We start from the raw sequence: 16,994 nt of genomic DNA, 5'->3' as shown, positions 1-16,994 counted from the left end.
TGGCGGCCTCAATCAGGTATTCTGTGCGCACCTGAGGGGCGGTTAGACCCTTTTACCAGGTTAGTCAAATTATCGCATATTCTGCCACTGGCTGAAAATTATGCAAAATGACATAAAATCAAATGTACTTCTCCCATCGTGCCGAAAACAGTGCAAGGCATGATGTTAATCATAAATGTCGATGTCATCCTGCGCTACGCTTTGTGACACACTGACGTTTTTTTAGCCACGTATCATAAAAGGTACTTCCATGTCGAGTAAGTTAGTACTGGTTCTGAACTGCGGTAGCTCCTCTCTGAAATTCGCTATCCTTGATGCCGTCAACGGTGACGAATACCTGTCCGGTTTAGCAGAATGTTTCCATCTTCCAGAAGCCCGTATCAAATGGAAAATGGATGGCAGCAAACAAGAAGCCGAGCTAGGCGCTGGCGCTGCTCACAGTGAAGCGCTGAACTTTATCGTTAACACTATTCTGGCACAAAAACCAGAACTGTCTGCTCAGCTGACCGCAATCGGCCATCGTATCGTTCACGGCGGTGAGAAATACACCAGCTCCGTTGTTATCGATGACTCGGTCATTCAGGGCATTAAAGATTCCGCATCTTTCGCTCCGCTGCACAACCCTGCGCACCTGATCGGTATCGCTGAAGCACTGAAATCCTTCCCGCATCTGAAAGATAAGAACGTTGCCGTGTTCGACACCGCGTTCCACCAGACCATGCCGGAAGAATCTTACCTCTATGCCCTGCCGTACAGCCTGTACAAAGAACACGGCGTACGTCGCTACGGCGCGCACGGTACCAGCCACTTCTATGTGACTCAGGAAGCTGCGAAAGTTCTGAACAAACCGGTTGAAGAGCTGAACATCATCACCTGCCATCTGGGCAACGGTGGTTCCGTTTCCGCTATCCGTAACGGTAAATGCGTTGACACCTCTATGGGTCTGACTCCGCTGGAAGGCCTGGTTATGGGTACGCGTTCTGGCGATATCGACCCGGCAATCATTTTCCATCTGCACGATGCCCTGGGCATGAGCGTAGACGCCATCAACAAAATGCTGACCAAAGAGTCCGGTCTGCTCGGCCTGACCGAAGTGACCAGCGACTGCCGCTATGTTGAAGACAACTACCAGGACAAAGCGGATGCTAAACGCGCTATGGACGTTTACTGCCACCGCCTGGCAAAATATATCGGTTCCTACACCGCGCTGATGGATGGCCGTCTGGACGCGGTTATTTTCACCGGCGGTATCGGTGAGAACGCGGCGATGGTTCGCGAACTGTCTCTGGGCAAACTGGGCGTACTGGGCTTTGAAGTTGATCACGAGCGCAACCTGGCTGCCCGTTTCGGCAAGTCTGGCTTCATCAACAAAGAAGGCACTCGCCCGGCTATCGTCATTCCGACCAACGAAGAGCTGGTCATCGCGCAAGACGCCAACCGTCTGACCGCCTGATTCCACACCGCCAGCCATAACCCTAAATAATTCGAGTTGCAGGAAGGCGGCGACGCAGCGAATCCCCAGGAGCGTATGAGGAGTACGTGACTGGGGTGAGCAAGTAAAGCCAACGCACATGCAACTTGAAGTATGACGGGAAGCTGGTGGTGCAGTTTTGTATCCCGCCTGATACTGGCGGTAACGAAAGAGGATATATCGTGTCCCGTACAATTATGCTGATCCCTACCGGAACCAGCGTAGGCCTGACCAGCGTCAGCCTCGGTGTTGTCCGTGCTATGGAACGTAAAGGCGTGCGCCTGAGCGTCTTTAAACCAATCGCTCAACCGCGCGCCGGTGGCGATGCGCCAGACCAGACGACGACCATCATTCGCGCGAACTCCGACCTTCCGGCCGCAGAACCGTTGAAGATGAGCCACGTTGAGTCGCTGCTCTCCAGCAACCAGAAAGACGTGCTGATGGAAGAGATCATCGCCAACTACCACGCCAACGCTCAGGATGCTGAAGTGGTGCTGGTTGAAGGTCTGGTCCCGACCCGCAAACATCAGTTTGCCCAGTCGCTGAACTACGAAATCGCCAAAACGCTGAACGCTGAAATCGTCTTCGTCATGTCCCAGGGTACCGATACTCCGGAACAGCTGAAAGAACGCGTTGAGCTGACTCGCAGCAGCTTCGGCGGCGCGAGAAACACCAGCATTACCGGCGTAATCGTCAACAAGCTGAATGCGCCAGTTGACGAACAGGGCCGTACTCGCCCTGACCTGTCAGAAATCTTCGACGACTCTTCCAAAGCGAAAGTCGTGAAGATCGATCCGGCTCAGCTGCAGAACGGTAGCCCATTACCGGTTCTGGGCGCGGTGCCGTGGAGCTTCGATCTGATCGCCACCCGCGCGATCGATATGGCGCGTCACCTGAACGCCACCATCATCAACGAAGGCGACATTAATACCCGCCGCGTGAAGTCCGTGACCTTCTGCGCACGCAGCATTCCACACATGCTGGAGCACTTCCGCGCAGGATCGCTGCTGGTCACTTCCGCAGACCGTCCCGACGTTCTGGTCGCCGCCTGCCTGGCCGCGATGAACGGCGTGGAAATCGGTGCCATCCTGCTGACCGGCGGCTACGAAATGGACGAGCGCATCAGCAAGCTGTGCGAACGCGCATTCGCGACCGGCCTGCCGGTATTTATGGTCAACACCAATACCTGGCAGACCTCCCTGAGCCTGCAGAGCTTCAACCTGGAAGTTCCGGTTGACGATCACGAGCGCATCGAGAAAGTTCAGGAATACGTGGCTAACTACATTAACGCTGACTGGATCGAGTCGCTCACCGCGACTTCCGAGCGTAGCCGTCGCCTCTCTCCGCCAGCCTTCCGCTATCAGCTCACCGAGCTGGCGCGTAAAGCAGGCAAGCGCGTTGTTCTGCCGGAAGGTAACGAACCGCGTACCGTTAAAGCCGCCGCTATCTGCGCCGAGCGCGGTATCGCCACCTGCGTCCTGCTGGGCAACCCCGAAGAAATCACCCGCGTTGCCGCGTCTCAGGGCGTAGAGCTGGGCGCCGGGATTGAAATCGTCGATCCGGAAGTGGTTCGCGAAAGCTACGTAGCTCGCCTGGTCGAGCTGCGTAAGAGCAAGGGTATGACCGAAGCGGTTGCTCGCGAGCAGCTGGAAGACAACGTGGTTCTTGGCACCCTGATGCTGGAGCAAGACGAAGTTGACGGTCTGGTCTCCGGCGCGGTTCACACCACCGCCAACACCATCCGTCCGCCACTGCAGCTGATCAAAACGGCCCCTGGTAGCTCTCTGGTCTCCTCCGTATTCTTCATGCTGCTGCCGGAACAGGTTTACGTTTACGGCGACTGCGCGATCAACCCGGATCCGACCGCTGAGCAGCTGGCCGAAATCGCCATTCAGTCTGCTGAATCCGCAATTGCCTTTGGCATCGAGCCGCGCGTGGCCATGCTCTCCTACTCCACCGGCACTTCAGGCGCAGGCAGCGATGTAGAGAAAGTTCGCGAAGCAACTCGTCTGGCGCAGGAAAAACGTCCTGACCTGATGATCGACGGCCCGCTGCAGTATGATGCTGCGGTAATGGCTGACGTTGCGAAATCCAAAGCGCCGAACTCCCCGGTTGCCGGACGCGCTACCGTGTTCATCTTCCCGGATCTGAACACCGGTAACACCACTTACAAAGCCGTACAGCGTTCCGCCGACCTGATCTCCATCGGGCCGATGCTGCAAGGCATGCGTAAGCCGGTGAACGACCTGTCCCGCGGCGCGCTGGTTGACGATATCGTCTATACCATCGCCCTGACCGCTATTCAGTCGTCCCAGCAGCAAGCATAATCTGCCCGCTGCATGAAAAAAGGCGACCGGATGGTCGCCTTTTTTATTTACAGCAGCTCGCGCGCCGCTGAGACAATATCATGCGCCGTCAGGCCATACTCCTTCTGCAAGAACTCCTGCGTTCCCACCTGACCGTAGCGCTCTTTCACTCCTACGCGCCGCATCGGTACCGGACAGGTTTCCACCAGCACCTCCGCCACCGCCGATCCCAGTCCATTGTGAATACTGTGGTTTTCGCAGGTCACGATGCGCCCGGTTTTTTCGGCGTAATTTTTCACCAGCATGCGGTCAATGGGCTTCAGGGTAAACATATCAATCACCGCCGCGCTAACGCCTTCCTGCTCAAGCTGGCGCGCCGCCTCCAGCGCTTCCGCCACCATAATCCCATTGGCAATCAGCGTGATATCTTCACCTTCGCGCAGCACATTCCCTTTGCCAATGGTGAACGTTGAACCCGGCGCGTACACGCTCGGCGCCTGTTTGCGAATGGTGCGAACCCAGTAGAAGCCGTCGAGATCGATAAGCTGACGCAGAATCTCATCGAACATCACCGCATCGGTCACTTCCAGCACGACCGAATGCGCCAGGCCGCGCACAATCCCCATATCTTCAAACGACATATGGGTTCCGCCGTTATGGCAGGCGGTCACCCCCGCATCGGAAGCAATCACTTTGACGTTATTCCGCTGATAATCGAGCGACATAAACAGCTGGTCGAAACAGCGGCGGCTGGCAAAAGCGGTAAAGGTGTGCACAAACGGCTTGCGTCCGGTCAACGATAGCCCGGCGGCAGTGCCTATCACGTTGGCTTCCATGATGCCGCAGTTGATGACGTGCTGCGGATGCTCCCGCGCGACGCCGTCCATCGCCATGGAACTCATCAAATCCGCTTCCAGCGCGATAATTGAGCTCTTGTCTGCAATCTGCTCTGCGACGAACCCGGCATAAACCTTACGCATCTCTACGGCATCTTTTTGCCCTGCTGGTGCAAGCTTAATCATGTTCGGCCTCCAGTTGGCGAATCGCCTCGTTTAGCGTCTCTTTCATTTCGCCCGTCAGGCGCAAATGGTGGTTGTTGCTGAGATTTTCGAGATACGGCACGCCCTGGCCTTTCACGCTATCGAGAATGACTACCCGCGGTCGCGCATCGAGGGGCGGAACGGGCTGTACCGCAGCCAGCAGTCCGGGAACGTTATCGCCTTTAACGGTCACGACATCAAAACCAAAGGCGCGGAATTTATCTTCCAGATTAAAAGCGCGAATGATCTCATCCAGCCTGCCGTCAAGCTGTAGCTTGTTCCAGTCAACAAACACGGTCAGGTTATTCAGGCGATGATGGGCGATAAACTGGAATGCTTCCCAGCACTGGCCTTCATTCAGTTCCCCGTCGCCAACGATACAGAACACACGATTCGTCCGTCCCGCCAGCTTATGCGACAGCGCCATCCCGCCAGCGATGGAAATCCCCTGCCCCAGCGACCCCGTTGTGGCGTCTACGCCGCGCGTTTTTAGCCGATCCGGATGGCTTGGCAGCCGCGTACCGTTCTGGTTCAGCGTGCTTAGTTCCTCCATCGGGAAATATCCCTTTATCGCCAGCGTACTGTACAGCGCCGGGCCGGCATGGCCCTTCGATAACACAAAGTAGTCGCGCTCGGGCCAGTCCGGATCGGCGGGATCAATTTTCATCACCGCGCCGTACAGTACCGCCAGCGTTTCCACGACCGACATACTGCCGCCATAGTGGCCGAAACCGAGATCCGTCAGCGATTTAAGGGTTGCGACGCGAATGTCTCGCGCCAGTTTAGTCACTTCTTGCACATTCATGATTTCGCTCCGCTGTTCTCCTGCGCGCCGCGGCCCACAGATTTCTTTTTCGCAAAAACGTTGTACGCCACCAGCAGTACGAACAACGCCACAACCAGGCCAGTTATCGCAAACGGCGACAGATAGCGGGCCAGATTACCCAGCACGATGCCGACGACGCCGAAATCAGCATCCGAGAAAGTGGTATTGGCAAAACCAATCGCCCCCAGTACAGGCAGGAGCAGCACCGGCAGGAAGGTGATCAGCAGACCGTTGGCAAACGCGCCGATCATTGCCCCGCGCCGCCCGCCGGTCGCGTTGCCAAACACGCCAGCGGTCGCGCCGGTAAAGAAATGCGGCACCACGCCGGGCAGAATCAACACCCACTTAAATTGCCCGCAGAGGAACAGCCCGACCAGCCCGCCGAGGAAGCTAAACAGGAAGCCAATCAGTACCGCATTGGGCGCATAGGGATAAACAACCGGACAGTCCAGCGCCGGACGGGCATTCGGCACCAGCTTTTCCGAAAACCCGGTAAAAGCCGGTACGATTTCCGCCAGAATCAGGCGTACCCCTTGCAGGATGATGAACACCCCGGCAGCGAAGGTGATCGCCATAATGATGGCGTAGACCAGGTAGTTCTGGCCGCCGCTGAAGGTGCTTTCAACGTATTCACGCCCTGCGCTCACCGCCATAATCAGATAGATGATCATCATGGTCAGCGAAATAGAGATGGAGCTGTCGCGCAGGAAGCTCAGGTTTTTCGGCAGGTTCATCTCTTCTGTTGAACGCGAGCCTTTACCGCAAACGCTACCGATCCACCCCGACAGTACGTAGCCCAGAGTGCCGAAGTGGCCGAAAGCAATGTCATCGGTTCCGGTAATACGCTTCATATAGCGCTGGGCCAACGCCGGGAAGAATGCCATGACCAGGCCAAGGATCAGCGAACCGGTAAATACCAGCCCGACCCCCTCAAAACCCGCCACGGTGAGAATCACGCCAATCATGCAGGCCATATAGAAGGTGTGGTGCCCGGTGAGAAAAATGTACTTCAGGCGCGTAAACCGGGCGACCACAATATTTGCCACCATCCCAAACGCCATAATCAGCGCGGTTGAAGCACCATATTTTTCCAGCGCAATAGAAACTATCGCCTCATTATTAGGGATAATTCCCTGAATATTAAATGCGTGTTCAAACATCCCCCCCAGTGGATTCAGCGAGCCGACTAATACCGTCGCGCCACCGCCGAGAACGATAAAGCCCAGAATAGTTTTAATTGTTCCCTTCACAACGTCGGAGAAAGATTTTTTTTGCGCCACCAGACCAATTAACGCAATTAAACCGACCAGTACTGAAGGGACTTTAAGAATATCAACAACAAAATTCAGCGTTTCAAGGATAAACATATCCACCTCGCTATAAATAGTTATTGTCTGGCGAACCACGCGCGCAGCTGCGCTTCGAGTTCATTAATATCGATGATGTTAGTAATCACCACCAGCTGGCTTTCCGGTACGCTGGCGCTGGCAGCAATATCTTTAGCCATCACAAACAGATCCGCCGCGCCAGGAGTTGCCGACGACAGATCGGAGTGCTCTACCTCGGCCTCGATTTCGAGCTTTTTAAGCACTTTTTTAATATTCATTTCAACCATAAAACTGCTGCCCAGGCCAGAACCGCAAATTGCCATAATTTTCATTGTTATCACCTTTTTTGGGTAGAGTAGGTCCGCATCACGCAGGCGCGTAATGTCCGATAAGTCGGATGTTTAAATTAACTCAGAAGCGTGCGATGATTTTTTTAATCTCCTCAAGGCCGGTCGCCTGATGTAATTGATGCATATCTTCATCGCTGGAAAATAATTCCGCCAGAGCCGCGATCATTTCGAGATGGCTATGTTTATCCGGTGCCGCAAGCATAATGATAATATCAACCGGGTCGAACTCCTCAGAGCCAAACGATACGCCCTGTTCCAGTTTCAACAGCGATAGTCCTAAGCCCTTTGCCCCCTCCTCTGGCCGCGCATGCGGCATCGCCAGTCCCGGCGCCAGCACGTAATACGGCCCCAGCCTACGATGCTGCTCCACGATCGCCTTCACGTAAGCAGGTTCGATAACGCCGGCCTCGAGCAGCGGCCGGGCGCAGATATCCAGCGCCTGGGGCCAGCTGTCTACATTCTGCCGCAGCGCAATGGTGGCATCAGAGAGCCATGTGTTGAGCATTTTATCCCCCGTCTTTTAGCAAAAGATGGGCAAACTTTATGCAAGCAGGGAAGAGTTATCTGCGAGAACGATCACAAAGATAGCGCTACCAAAAAGGAACATTCAGATTTGTGATAGCGCTATCAATTCACAATCATCCTGTGAAAACGCAGCAAAAAGCCCCGGTTAAGGCGTATACTCCCTGACACGTGAAGTAATGGATGAAAATAAAAAACGTCTGTTTAGCAGGAATATGTATGTCTCTAACCCGAAAACGGCGTAGTACCGGTAAAGTGACGATCGCCGATGTTGCTCAGCTGGCAGGTGTGGGAACCATGACCGTATCCCGCGCGCTTCGCACGCCGGAACAAGTTTCCGATAAACTCCGTGAAAAAATCGAAGCGGCGGTGCAAGAACTCGGGTATATGCCTAACCTCGCCGCCAGCGCCCTGGCATCAGCCTCTTCAAGAACTATCGCGATGGTGGTCCCCAATCTGGCGGAGGCGGGCTGCTCAGCGATGTTTGCCGGGCTTCAGCAGGTACTACAGCCGGCGGGTTATCAAATCATGCTCGCGGAATCGCAGCACCGTCTTGAGCAGGAAGAAAAGTTGCTGGAAACGCTGCTGGCTTCGAATATCGCCGCCGCCATTCTGCTTAGCGTTGAACATAGCGATACCGTACGCCACTGGCTGCAAAACGCCTCGATTCCGGTGGTGGAAATGGGGGCGATGCGCGCCGATCCTATCGACATGAATATCGGCATTGATAACGTAGCGGCGATGTTCGAGCTGACGGAGATGCTCATTCACCGCGGCTATCAGAATATCGGTCTACTGTGCGCCAATCAGGAACAGTGGATTTTTCAGCAGCATTTGCAGGGGTGGTACAAGGCCATGCTGCGCCATCATATGTCGCCTAACCGGGTGATTAACGCTGCGCTACCGGCCAACTTTTCCACCGGCGCTTCGCAGCTGCCGGAGTTTTTGCTGGCATGGCCAGAACTCGATGCGCTGGTCTGCGTTTCCGATGAGCTGGCATGCGGGGCGCTGTATGAGTGCCAGCGTCGGCGTATCAAGGTGCCTGATGATTTAGCCGTCGTCGGCTTTGGCGACAGTGACGTGAGTCGGGTGTGCCAGCCGCCGTTAACGACCATGGCAGTGCCGCACCACAAGATTGGTATAGAAGCCGGGCGAGCCCTTCTGGAGCGTTTTAATGAGGGAAACTGGAGCGACAGGAAACCCATCGCGTCCAGTTTATGCATGCGGGATAGCTGCTAAAGGCTATTCCGCCTCTTCCTGTTTTTCGGCTTTTGTTGGCTCATTGTTGGCATTGCGGGTCATCCACAGCGCCAGCGCTTTTAATGAATCCGGAGTGAACTCATCGCAGCGGGCGGTGATCTCTTCCGGCGTCAGCCAGCACACTTCGCTCACTTCTTCTTCTTGCAGCGCGAACGGTCCGTGCGATACGCAGCTAAACAGACCGCCCCAGACGCGGCAGTGCTTATCTTCGTAGTAGAACTGCCCGTGGTCAGCGAAGGGCACGCCGGCAATGCCGAGCTCTTCTTCCGCCTCGCGGCGCGCGGACTCCAGCATTTGCTCATCAGCCTGCACTACGCCACCGGCGGTGGCGTCCAGCATGCCCGGCTGGAAATCTTTCGTTTCGGTACGACGCTGCACCAGGATTTTGCCCATCCCATCATGAACAACAATGTAGGTCGCGCGATGACGCAGACACTCCGCGCGCATTTGTTCGCGGCTGGATTGTGCTATCACCTCGTTGTTTTCATTAACAATATCGACCCATTCTGTGCTTGCCAAATGATTCTGTTCCGCCATCAGGAAACCTTACTTTTTAAAGCGCTCTCGCGGCGCGTCTATACGATTGAGGGGTAAATTACGGGTAAATTGCGACCTCTGCAATAACCTGATGATCATCGAGTGCTAAAACCTGCAATCGCCCCTCGTTCAGCAGACCGTAGCTGGCGGTAAATCCCCCTTTAGGGATGCTGACCGAGCCGGGATTGAAGAGAAAAATCTCGCCGCGTTTCTCGGCTACCGGAATATGAGTATGGCCGTAAGCCAGCACATCGCCAGCGGCGAGTGGAGGCAAATTATCGGGGCTGTACAGATGTCCGTGAGTGAGAAACAGGCGGGTTCGCTCGCTCAAAACCTGCTGCCAGGGGGCGGTTATGGGGAAATGGAGCAGCATCTGATCGACTTCGCTGTCGCAGTTGCCGCGAACGGCAATCACCCGCTCCGCTACGCGGTTTAACGCCTCTGCGACCTGGGCCGGGGCATAACCTTCAGGAAGCGCGTTACGCGGTCCGTGATTCAGCACATCACCGAGAATAACCAGCCACTGCGCCCCGCTTCGCGCGAACAGCTCAAGCACGCGTTCGGCTGCAGGTAGAGAGCCATGGATATCCGAGGCAAACATCAGCTTCATACAATTCATCTCCACGCATTACGATGCCGCTATGATAACGGAACCGCTGACGCTTATCAGCCCGCTCGTTTGGCTGAGAGTGCGACGTAGCGCTGGACTGACGCTCGCTGCCACTGGAAGGTGGCATAATCAGCCAGCGCGGTCGGAACCTCATCGCCGTTCAGAACCAGACGATTGAGCATCAGCGCAAGATCGGTATCGGCTATAGACCATTCGCCAAATAAATTCTGCCCGCCATGGGATAGCAGAACGCCAGCCGTTTCAAACAGCTTGCCGGCGCTTTTTTTCCCGGCTTCGCTGAGCGGCGGTTTCTTTTCTCCGGCAAAAACCACGGCCGTCGAGCGTTCTTCACGAATCGGCATTAAATCGCTACGCAGCCAGGCCTGCACCTGACGCGCCCGCGCGCGCTTTTGCAGGTCATGCGGATACAGCCTCTCCCACTCCGGAGGCGCGAAGCGTTCATCGAGATATTCGGTAATCGCGGAGGATTCGCTCAGGAAGAACTCACCGACCTCCAGCAGCGGTACGCGCCGCGTCACGCTGTAACCTTTCCAGCCGCTTTGCAGATGCTCGCCGCTGTCGAGATCGACGGTTTTTAGAGTAAAAGGCAGGCTCTTTTCCTGCAGGGCAACGTACACGGACATCACATAGGGCGAGAAAAAATCGGCGTCGGACCACAGGGTAATCGCGGACTGGCTCATAGCATCCTCAATGGCTAATGTAATGGGGCGATAAGCCAACATAGCCTGTCTTTCAGAAGATGTCACTGACCGTCGCCTTGAGGATCTTACATACTTAATTGCGGTGAACTTGCCTGGCAAAAATCATCCCGGATTCGGTTAGCCTGCCGGATAACGTCAGTTCACCTATACTCGAAAAGTTTGCGACCCGTAACGGCGAGGGATTTTCATGATCGATCTTTACTACGCACCCACTCCCAATGGCCACAAAATCACGCTCTTCCTCGAAGAAGCTCAGTTGGCCTATCGTCTCATCCGGGTGGATATCGGCAAAGGGGAGCAGTTCCAACCCTCCTACCTTGCGATTTCGCCAAATAACAAGATCCCGGCGATCGTTGACCATGAACCCGCCGACGGCGGTGGCCCGTTAAACCTGTTTGAGTCCGGAGCAATCCTGCTCTACCTTGCAGAAAAAAGCGGCAAGTTACTGAGCGGTGAGCTCCGCGAGCGCCACGCTACGCTCCAGTGGTTATTCTGGCAGGTCGGCGGTTTAGGGCCGATGCTCGGGCAAAACCACCACTTTAACCACTGCGCCCCGCAGGCGGTACCCTATGCCATCGAGCGCTATCAGGTAGAAACTCAGCGGCTGTACGGCGTGCTCAACCGGCGCCTTGGCGAGAGCCCCTGGCTGGGCGGCAACCACTACAGTATCGCCGATATCGCCTGCTGGCCGTGGGTGAATGCCCATCAGCGCCAGCGCATCGACCTCGCCAGTTTTCCGGCGGTTCACAACTGGTTTGAACGCATTCGTCATCGCCCGGCGACCGTTGAGGCGCTTCTGAAAACAGAAGCCTGGTAACCCCCTGCTCGGCCGGGAAGCTTTGATGTATGATGGCGGAAATTACTACCCGGAGGAAGCCTGCAATGTCTCAACCAGACGCCATTATTCGAATTAAGAACCTGCGCCTGCGTACTTTTATCGGAATTAAAGAGGAAGAGATCGCCAACCGCCAGGATGTGGTGGTCAACGTCGCTATCCACTATCCGGCGGAGAAATCACGCAACAGCGAAGATATTAACGATGCGCTGAACTACCGCACCATTACTAAGCGCATTATTAGTCATATCGAAAACAACCGCTTTTCTCTACTGGAAAAATTAACTCAGGATGTGCTCGACATCGCACGCGAACATCACTGGGTCACATATGCTGAAGTAGAGATCGACAAACTGCATGCCCTGCGCTACGCCGATTCCGTCTCCATGACGATGAGCTGGCGGCGCTAGATGCATCTTCGGGAGGCGCTATGAACGTTCTGCTTACTGGCGGTACCGGCCTGATTGGCCGGCATCTGATACCCCGGCTGCTGGAGCTGGGGCATCGCGTAACGGTTTCAACCCGCAGCCCTGAAAAGGCGAAAAACCGCCTCGATTCTCGCGTCACTCTGTGGCGCGCTTTTGAGCATCAGGTGAATCTTAACGGTTTTGATGCCGTCATCAATCTGGCAGGCGAACCCATCGCCGATAAACGCTGGACGGCGGAGCAGAAGCAGCGCCTCTGCCACAGCCGTTGGGATATCACCCAAAAGCTGGTCACCCTAATCAACGCCAGCGACGCGCCGCCCGCGGTGCTGATTAGCGGTTCAGCCGCCGGCTATTATGGCGATCTCGGCGAAGTTGTCGTCACCGAAGAAGAGCCGCCGCATAATGAGTTTACCCACAAGCTTTGCGCCCGCTGGGAGCAGATTGCCTGCGAAGCGCAGAGCGATCGCACCCGCGTATGCCTGCTGCGTACCGGGGTGGTGCTGGCGCCGCGAGGCGGCATTCTGGCCAAAATGGCGCCCGCCTTTAAGCTTGGCCTCGGCGGCCCTATCGGCAGCGGCAGACAGTATCTGGCCTGGATCCACATCGACGATATGGTCAACGGTATACTGTGGCTGCTTGATAACGACCTGCGCGGGCCGTTTAATATGGTTTCCCCTTACCCGGTTCGTAACGAGCAGTTCGCTCATGCGCTGGGCCATGCGCTAAACCGTCCGGCGATTTTCCGCGTCCCGGCGGCGGCTATTCGTCTGCTGATGGGAGAATCTTCCGTTCTGGTACTCGGCGGCCAGCGCGCGCTGCCTAAACGCCTGGAAGCGGCCGGATTTGGCTTTCGTTGGTACGATCTGGAAGAGGCGCTGGCCGACGTGCTGCGGTAGTCCAGGTCTCTCAGGGAGAGTATCGCTCTCCCTGATTAATTAATTTGTTGAACCCGCCTCGCAGCGCGCAAAAATCACCATTCCTCTGTCGCCTTAACTGTGAATCTTATTCCAGTGATATGCCTTTCACTCTGCCATAACCCCTGTGTGTAATTTAACACCACCACACCGTTGACATTCGTCAACAACTTATTCAATATTACCAGGATGAATTGATGAAGGAACATCCGGATAAACATATCAGAGCAGCTATTGACTACGCGCTGGTACGGGGCTGGATTTTTATCACTGGCGGCAAAAGCGTTCACTGTTTTGGCAGGTTGATGTGTGGGACGGCCCGGCACCGGGAACATATGATGAGCATCTGGTCAACGCCTGCGGTACCCATTAACCACGCCAGGCAAATTATCAGAATGGTCGACCGCTGCCAGCCGCCTGCCTCGGGTCAGATCAACCACAAGAAGGATTAAACAATGGCGCTGTATAATTTTACGCTCACCCTTTCCGGCGTAACTTCTCGTACCGTGGGTCTGGAAGATGCACTGCATGCCGCAGGCTGCGCTGACGCCCTGGTCTGTTTTTACGGAACGGCGGTCTATCTGGAGTTCGATCGCGAAAGAGACTCTCTTGAGCAGGCTATTCTGTCAGCCATTGCTGATATCGAATCCGCTCCGGCTCTGAATGCGCGAGTCGAATCCGTTGATTCCGCGCTGGTAGGATTAAGCGATATTGCCGAACTCACCGGCCTGACGCGACAGGCCGTCGCCTTATTGAAAGATGGCGCACGAGGCTCGGGCCAGTTTCCGGGACCGGTGCAGCGCGTTAAAGGCAATTCGCCGCTATGGCGCTGGAAAACTATCGTTGGCTGGCTGGTAACGGAGGGACGACTTGCTGAAGACTCAGCGCTGGTCGCCCACGCCGAGGTGCTGGACGATCTCAATCTGGCGCTGCAGCTGAGGGCTACGCGGGAGAGCAAAACCGTGTTGCACTATCTTAGCGGGCTGGAAAGTCAGCGCCAGGCTTCACCGACGGTTGCTTAAAGGCATAAACATTCCGCGGCTTTATGGTGTTAAGGTGGCGGAGGAATCCACTTGTATGGACTGCTTTATGATAACACTCACCACTCCGCGCCTGCGTCTCTCTGGGTTTAACGCATCCGACTGGCCTTTTTTTCTGCGCTTACGGCGAGATACCGAAGTGATGCGCTATATGGGAGAGCTTCTTGAGGAGCCGGCGCTGCGGACGCTGTTTGAGTCCCGCTGCGCAGACCCTGGCGTATTCGTTTTACGTGATGCCAGCGGCGCGGCAATTGGCGATGTCGGGCTGCGCATCAGCAGTAAAAACCCGCACGAAGCGGATGTCGGATACGCACTCCTGCCCGAAGCTCAGGGGAAAGGGTACGCCAGCGAAGCGCTAAAAGCGATTTGCGACTACGGTTTTCAGCAGCTCGGCGTTCACGCCATCAATGCCTGGGTGCTGGGCAGTAACGCTGGTTCCTCTCGTCTGCTGGAAAAACACGGTTTTATCCGCATTCAGGTGCTCGAAAAAGCCTATCGCCTGAACGGAATTGATTACGACGACTGGGTATATCGGCTGGAGCGTTAGCCGCCCCGACGGAGAGTATTCCGCCGGGAGCAGGACAGGGATTACTTTAAAGAGCCTTTCAGGAACTGCTGCAGGCGCTGGCTTTTCGGATTACCGAAGACTTCGTCAGGGTGCCCCTCTTCTTCTATCTTGCCCTGATGCAGGAAGATTACGTGAGAGGAGACGTGGCGCGCAAAACCCATCTCATGGGTGACCACGACCATGGTTTTCCCCTCTTCCGCCAGCTGCTGCATAATGCGCAACACTTCGCCCACCAGTTCAGGATCAAGCGCCGACGTCGGTTCATCAAACAGCAGCACATCGGGTTCCATCGCCAGCGCGCGGGCGATGGACACGCGCTGCTGCTGGCCGCCGGAGAGATGCACCGGATATTTAATCTGCTGGCGTTCGTCAATCCCCACCTTCGCCAGATATTTCACCGCCCGCTCGCGCGCTTCCTGTTTGCTCAGGCCCAGAACCTGAATCGGCGCTTCCATCACGTTTTCCAGCACCGTCATATGGCTCCAGAGATTGAAATGCTGGAACACCATCGTCAGGCGAGTCCGCAGCAGACGCAGTTGGTTCTTATCCGACACTTTAAGCTGACCGTCTTTATCACGAACCAGACCAATGTTCTGCCCGTTAACCACAATCGTCCCTTCGCTGGGCTTTTCAAGAAAGTTAATGCAGCGCAGAAAGGTGCTTTTACCGGAACCGGATGAGCCAATAATACTGATCACGTCCCCGGCTTTCGCCCGCAGCGAAACGCCTTTCAGCACCTCGTGTTCGCCGTAACGTTTATGCAGATCGATTACATTTAATTTATTGTCGGACATGGCGTTCTCAATGCGTCGAAGAAGGTTTGATATGCTGCAGCCAGCGCTTTTCCGCCCTGCGGAATAAGCTAATCAGCACATAGGAGATAATTAAATACAGAACTGCGGCAATGCCAAAAGCGGTAAACGGCTGGTAGGTTGCCGAGTTGATATCACGGGCAATTTTCAGCAGATCCGGCACCGTGGCGGTAAAGGCCAGCGCGGTGGAATGCAGCATCAGGATCACTTCGTTGCTGTAGGCAGGCAGAGCAATACGCAGCGCGGAAGGCAAAATAATGCAGCGATACATTTTGACCGCAGAAAAACCGTACGCGCGGGCGGCTTCGATCTCTCCCGCCGGCACTGAACGAATCGCTCCGGCAAAAATCTCCGTGGTATAAGCGCAGGTATTCAGCGTCAACGCCAGCACCGTACAGTTCAGACCGCTACGAAAGAAGGCGTTCAGCAGTTCTGTACCTTTGACGATCTCCAGCGTGTACATACCGGAATAGAACACCAGCAGCTGCACATACAGCGGGGTACCGCGAAAGATATAGGTGAAAAGCCAGATTGGGAACTGGATAAATTTGTTGCTCGATACCCGGCCTATGGCAAGAAAAACCGCGAGTATGCCGCCCATCACGACTGAAGAGATCAGCAGCCAGAGCGTAATCGCTACGCCGGTGAAGCGATAGCCGTCGGTCCACAGCAGAGATTTCCAGTACTCCTGAATAATATCAATCACAGGTCAGCCCTCTTCACGCCAACAGAATAACGGCGTTCGAGCATCAGCAGCACACCATTGGAAACCGTGGTAAACACCAGATAAATCAGGCCGCAGACGATAGCGAAGTAGAAAGGCTCCCAGGTGCTTTTACCCGCCAGCTGAGTTGCCTTAACCACATCTTCCAGCCCCAGCAATGAGACCAGTGCAGTCGCTTTGAGGATCACCTGCCAGTTATTGCCAATTCCGGGCAGCGCATAGCGCATCATTGCCGGAAACAGAATGCGGCGAAAGGTCTGCCCGCCGCTGAAGCCGAAGGCCGTTGCCGCTTCAATATGTCCCTTCGGTACCGCCAGGAAGGCGCCGCGAAAGGTTTCGGTGAAGTAAGCGCCGTAAATAAAGCCCAGAGTGATAATCCCCGCGACCATGGGGTCGATATCAAACTGCGCGAGGCCAAGCGCATCGGTCAGCGCGTTGAGCGCGATCTGCAACCCGTAGAAAATCAGCAGCATCAGCACCAGATCGGGTACGCCGCGAATTAAGGTGGTATAGCCTTCAAAAATCAGCGCCAGCGGACGATTACTGGAAAGTTTCGCCCCCGCGCCTGCCAGGCCGATAAGCACTGCCAGAACGACCGAGCTTAACGCCAGCTCAAGGGTGACCAGCGCGCCCTGAAAAATAACCTGAGAAAAACCGTACAGCATGCTGTCTGCCCTGTCTGTCATCAACCATCGCGCGCT

Annotated in this window: 20 protein-coding genes; 9 read left to right on the top strand and 11 right to left on the bottom strand. The window is 55.4% G+C overall.

Annotated features, from left to right (window positions below; genetic code table 11):
* Window positions 1-250 precede the first annotated feature (250 nt).
* Both ackA and pta read left to right on the top strand, forming a co-directional pair.
* On the top strand, window positions 251-1,453 hold the full coding sequence (ackA, locus tag IAE27_RS16495; RefSeq protein WP_004104091.1) for an acetate kinase: 1,203 nt from the start codon (window positions 251-253) through the stop codon (window positions 1,451-1,453).
* Between the two features lie 200 nt (window positions 1,454-1,653).
* Entirely contained in the window at window positions 1,654-3,798 is a 2,145-nt protein-coding gene (gene pta / locus IAE27_RS16490) for a phosphate acetyltransferase (protein ID WP_200092674.1), read from the top strand.
* A gap of 47 nt (window positions 3,799-3,845) precedes the next feature.
* On the opposite strand, the gene IAE27_RS16485 is transcribed toward pta, so the two are convergent.
* The 5 genes from IAE27_RS16485 to IAE27_RS16465 form a co-directional block, all read right to left on the bottom strand.
* The gene (locus IAE27_RS16485; RefSeq protein WP_004114249.1) at window positions 3,846-4,799 is read right to left on the bottom strand and encodes a transketolase family protein; all 954 of its coding nucleotides are present in this window, start codon (window positions 4,797-4,799) and stop codon (window positions 3,846-3,848) included.
* The gene (locus IAE27_RS16480; protein WP_200092672.1) at window positions 4,792-5,622 is read right to left on the bottom strand and encodes a transketolase; all 831 of its coding nucleotides are present in this window, start codon (window positions 5,620-5,622) and stop codon (window positions 4,792-4,794) included. The genes IAE27_RS16485 and IAE27_RS16480 overlap by 8 nt, the downstream gene beginning before the upstream one ends.
* Complete coding sequence (locus IAE27_RS16475; protein WP_004104096.1) at window positions 5,619-7,010, bottom strand: PTS ascorbate transporter subunit IIC; 1,392 nt, start codon at window positions 7,008-7,010, stop codon at window positions 5,619-5,621. Before IAE27_RS16475 ends, IAE27_RS16480 begins: the two co-directional genes overlap by 4 nt.
* Before the next feature lie 20 nt (window positions 7,011-7,030).
* Window positions 7,031-7,303, bottom strand: a complete 273-nt coding sequence (locus tag IAE27_RS16470; RefSeq protein WP_004104098.1) for a PTS sugar transporter subunit IIB — start codon at window positions 7,301-7,303, stop codon at window positions 7,031-7,033.
* A 79-nt stretch (window positions 7,304-7,382) separates the two neighbouring features.
* Complete coding sequence (locus IAE27_RS16465; protein ID WP_023321372.1) at window positions 7,383-7,826, bottom strand: PTS sugar transporter subunit IIA; 444 nt, start codon at window positions 7,824-7,826, stop codon at window positions 7,383-7,385.
* 236 nt (window positions 7,827-8,062) lie between these two features.
* Here IAE27_RS16465 and IAE27_RS16460 point away from each other — a divergent pair, with 236 nt between their 5' ends.
* The gene (locus IAE27_RS16460; RefSeq protein ID WP_004104102.1) at window positions 8,063-9,082 is read left to right on the top strand and encodes a LacI family DNA-binding transcriptional regulator; all 1,020 of its coding nucleotides are present in this window, start codon (window positions 8,063-8,065) and stop codon (window positions 9,080-9,082) included.
* A 3-nt stretch (window positions 9,083-9,085) separates the two neighbouring features.
* Here the strand turns inward: IAE27_RS16460 and yfcD are convergent, their stop codons facing one another.
* From yfcD to yfcF, 3 genes are read right to left on the bottom strand one after another with little or no spacing between them, the layout of a single operon-like run.
* Window positions 9,086-9,640 (bottom strand): NUDIX hydrolase YfcD, encoded by a 555-nt coding sequence (gene yfcD / locus IAE27_RS16455; RefSeq protein WP_004104103.1) that lies wholly within the window; start codon window positions 9,638-9,640, stop codon window positions 9,086-9,088.
* Between the two features lie 58 nt (window positions 9,641-9,698).
* On the bottom strand, window positions 9,699-10,250 hold the full coding sequence (gene yfcE / locus IAE27_RS16450) for a phosphodiesterase (protein WP_004104104.1): 552 nt from the start codon (window positions 10,248-10,250) through the stop codon (window positions 9,699-9,701).
* A gap of 56 nt (window positions 10,251-10,306) precedes the next feature.
* The gene (yfcF, locus tag IAE27_RS16445) at window positions 10,307-10,951 is read right to left on the bottom strand and encodes a glutathione transferase (RefSeq protein WP_004104105.1); all 645 of its coding nucleotides are present in this window, start codon (window positions 10,949-10,951) and stop codon (window positions 10,307-10,309) included.
* A gap of 208 nt (window positions 10,952-11,159) precedes the next feature.
* Between yfcF and yfcG the strand changes: the two genes are divergently transcribed.
* The 6 genes from yfcG to IAE27_RS16415 all read left to right on the top strand — a co-directional run bounded on the left by yfcG (window position 11,160) and on the right by IAE27_RS16415 (window position 14,736).
* Window positions 11,160-11,789 (top strand): GSH-dependent disulfide bond oxidoreductase, encoded by a 630-nt coding sequence (gene yfcG, locus IAE27_RS16440; RefSeq protein ID WP_004104106.1) that lies wholly within the window; start codon window positions 11,160-11,162, stop codon window positions 11,787-11,789.
* A gap of 65 nt (window positions 11,790-11,854) precedes the next feature.
* Entirely contained in the window at window positions 11,855-12,217 is a 363-nt protein-coding gene (folX, locus tag IAE27_RS16435; RefSeq protein ID WP_004104107.1) for a dihydroneopterin triphosphate 2'-epimerase, read from the top strand.
* 20 nt (window positions 12,218-12,237) lie between these two features.
* A complete protein-coding gene (locus IAE27_RS16430; RefSeq protein ID WP_047720818.1) occupies window positions 12,238-13,131 on the top strand; it encodes a TIGR01777 family oxidoreductase in 894 nt (297 codons plus the stop codon).
* Between the two features lie 215 nt (window positions 13,132-13,346).
* A complete protein-coding gene (locus tag IAE27_RS16425; protein ID WP_070555629.1) occupies window positions 13,347-13,601 on the top strand; it encodes a hypothetical protein in 255 nt (84 codons plus the stop codon).
* Between the two features lie 3 nt (window positions 13,602-13,604).
* Entirely contained in the window at window positions 13,605-14,171 is a 567-nt protein-coding gene (locus IAE27_RS16420) for a hypothetical protein (protein WP_004104113.1), read from the top strand.
* Between the two features lie 67 nt (window positions 14,172-14,238).
* Window positions 14,239-14,736, top strand: a complete 498-nt coding sequence (locus tag IAE27_RS16415; protein WP_154022292.1) for a GNAT family N-acetyltransferase — start codon at window positions 14,239-14,241, stop codon at window positions 14,734-14,736.
* A gap of 41 nt (window positions 14,737-14,777) precedes the next feature.
* Here IAE27_RS16415 and hisP read toward each other — a convergent pair whose 3' ends face one another.
* The 3 genes from hisP to IAE27_RS16400 are packed head-to-tail and all read right to left on the bottom strand — an operon-like array spanning window position 14,778 to window position 16,958.
* A complete protein-coding gene (gene hisP / locus IAE27_RS16410) occupies window positions 14,778-15,551 on the bottom strand; it encodes a histidine ABC transporter ATP-binding protein HisP (protein ID WP_004104116.1) in 774 nt (257 codons plus the stop codon).
* A 7-nt stretch (window positions 15,552-15,558) separates the two neighbouring features.
* Window positions 15,559-16,275 (bottom strand): histidine ABC transporter permease HisM, encoded by a 717-nt coding sequence (gene hisM / locus IAE27_RS16405; RefSeq protein WP_004104118.1) that lies wholly within the window; start codon window positions 16,273-16,275, stop codon window positions 15,559-15,561.
* On the bottom strand, window positions 16,272-16,958 hold the full coding sequence (locus tag IAE27_RS16400; protein ID WP_004104120.1) for a histidine ABC transporter permease HisQ: 687 nt from the start codon (window positions 16,956-16,958) through the stop codon (window positions 16,272-16,274). The genes hisM and IAE27_RS16400 overlap by 4 nt, the downstream gene beginning before the upstream one ends.
* Window positions 16,959-16,994: the final 36 nt, after the last annotated feature.

Source organism: Klebsiella sp. S69 (genome assembly GCF_016516145.1).
Taxonomy (GTDB): domain Bacteria; phylum Pseudomonadota; class Gammaproteobacteria; order Enterobacterales; family Enterobacteriaceae; genus Klebsiella; species Klebsiella oxytoca.
The sequence above is the reverse complement of the archived record's forward strand: the minus strand, read 5'-3'. Positions and strand labels throughout refer to the sequence as shown.

Excerpts from the sequence above, each read along its gene's own strand:
- ackA (WP_004104091.1), top strand. The coding sequence starts at position 251 with ATGTCGAGTAAGTTAGTACTGGTTCTGAACTGCGGTAGCTCCTCTCTG.
- IAE27_RS16485 (WP_004114249.1), bottom strand. The coding sequence starts at position 4,799 with ATGATTAAGCTTGCACCAGCAGGGCAAAAAGATGCCGTAGAGATGCGT.
- IAE27_RS16480 (WP_200092672.1), bottom strand. The coding sequence starts at position 5,622 with ATGAATGTGCAAGAAGTGACTAAACTGGCGCGAGACATTCGCGTCGCA.
- IAE27_RS16475 (WP_004104096.1), bottom strand. The coding sequence starts at position 7,010 with ATGTTTATCCTTGAAACGCTGAATTTTGTTGTTGATATTCTTAAAGTC.
- IAE27_RS16470 (WP_004104098.1), bottom strand. The coding sequence starts at position 7,303 with ATGAAAATTATGGCAATTTGCGGTTCTGGCCTGGGCAGCAGTTTTATG.
- IAE27_RS16465 (WP_023321372.1), bottom strand. The coding sequence starts at position 7,826 with ATGCTCAACACATGGCTCTCTGATGCCACCATTGCGCTGCGGCAGAAT.
- IAE27_RS16460 (WP_004104102.1), top strand. The coding sequence starts at position 8,063 with ATGTCTCTAACCCGAAAACGGCGTAGTACCGGTAAAGTGACGATCGCC.
- yfcD (WP_004104103.1), bottom strand. The coding sequence starts at position 9,640 with ATGGCGGAACAGAATCATTTGGCAAGCACAGAATGGGTCGATATTGTT.
- yfcE (WP_004104104.1), bottom strand. The coding sequence starts at position 10,250 with ATGAAGCTGATGTTTGCCTCGGATATCCATGGCTCTCTACCTGCAGCC.
- yfcF (WP_004104105.1), bottom strand. The coding sequence starts at position 10,951 with ATGAGCCAGTCCGCGATTACCCTGTGGTCCGACGCCGATTTTTTCTCG.
- yfcG (WP_004104106.1), top strand. The coding sequence starts at position 11,160 with ATGATCGATCTTTACTACGCACCCACTCCCAATGGCCACAAAATCACG.
- folX (WP_004104107.1), top strand. The coding sequence starts at position 11,855 with ATGTCTCAACCAGACGCCATTATTCGAATTAAGAACCTGCGCCTGCGT.
- IAE27_RS16430 (WP_047720818.1), top strand. The coding sequence starts at position 12,238 with ATGAACGTTCTGCTTACTGGCGGTACCGGCCTGATTGGCCGGCATCTG.
- IAE27_RS16425 (WP_070555629.1), top strand. The coding sequence starts at position 13,347 with ATGAAGGAACATCCGGATAAACATATCAGAGCAGCTATTGACTACGCG.
- IAE27_RS16420 (WP_004104113.1), top strand. The coding sequence starts at position 13,605 with ATGGCGCTGTATAATTTTACGCTCACCCTTTCCGGCGTAACTTCTCGT.
- IAE27_RS16415 (WP_154022292.1), top strand. The coding sequence starts at position 14,239 with ATGATAACACTCACCACTCCGCGCCTGCGTCTCTCTGGGTTTAACGCA.
- hisP (WP_004104116.1), bottom strand. The coding sequence starts at position 15,551 with ATGTCCGACAATAAATTAAATGTAATCGATCTGCATAAACGTTACGGC.
- IAE27_RS16400 (WP_004104120.1), bottom strand. The coding sequence starts at position 16,958 with ATGCTGTACGGTTTTTCTCAGGTTATTTTTCAGGGCGCGCTGGTCACC.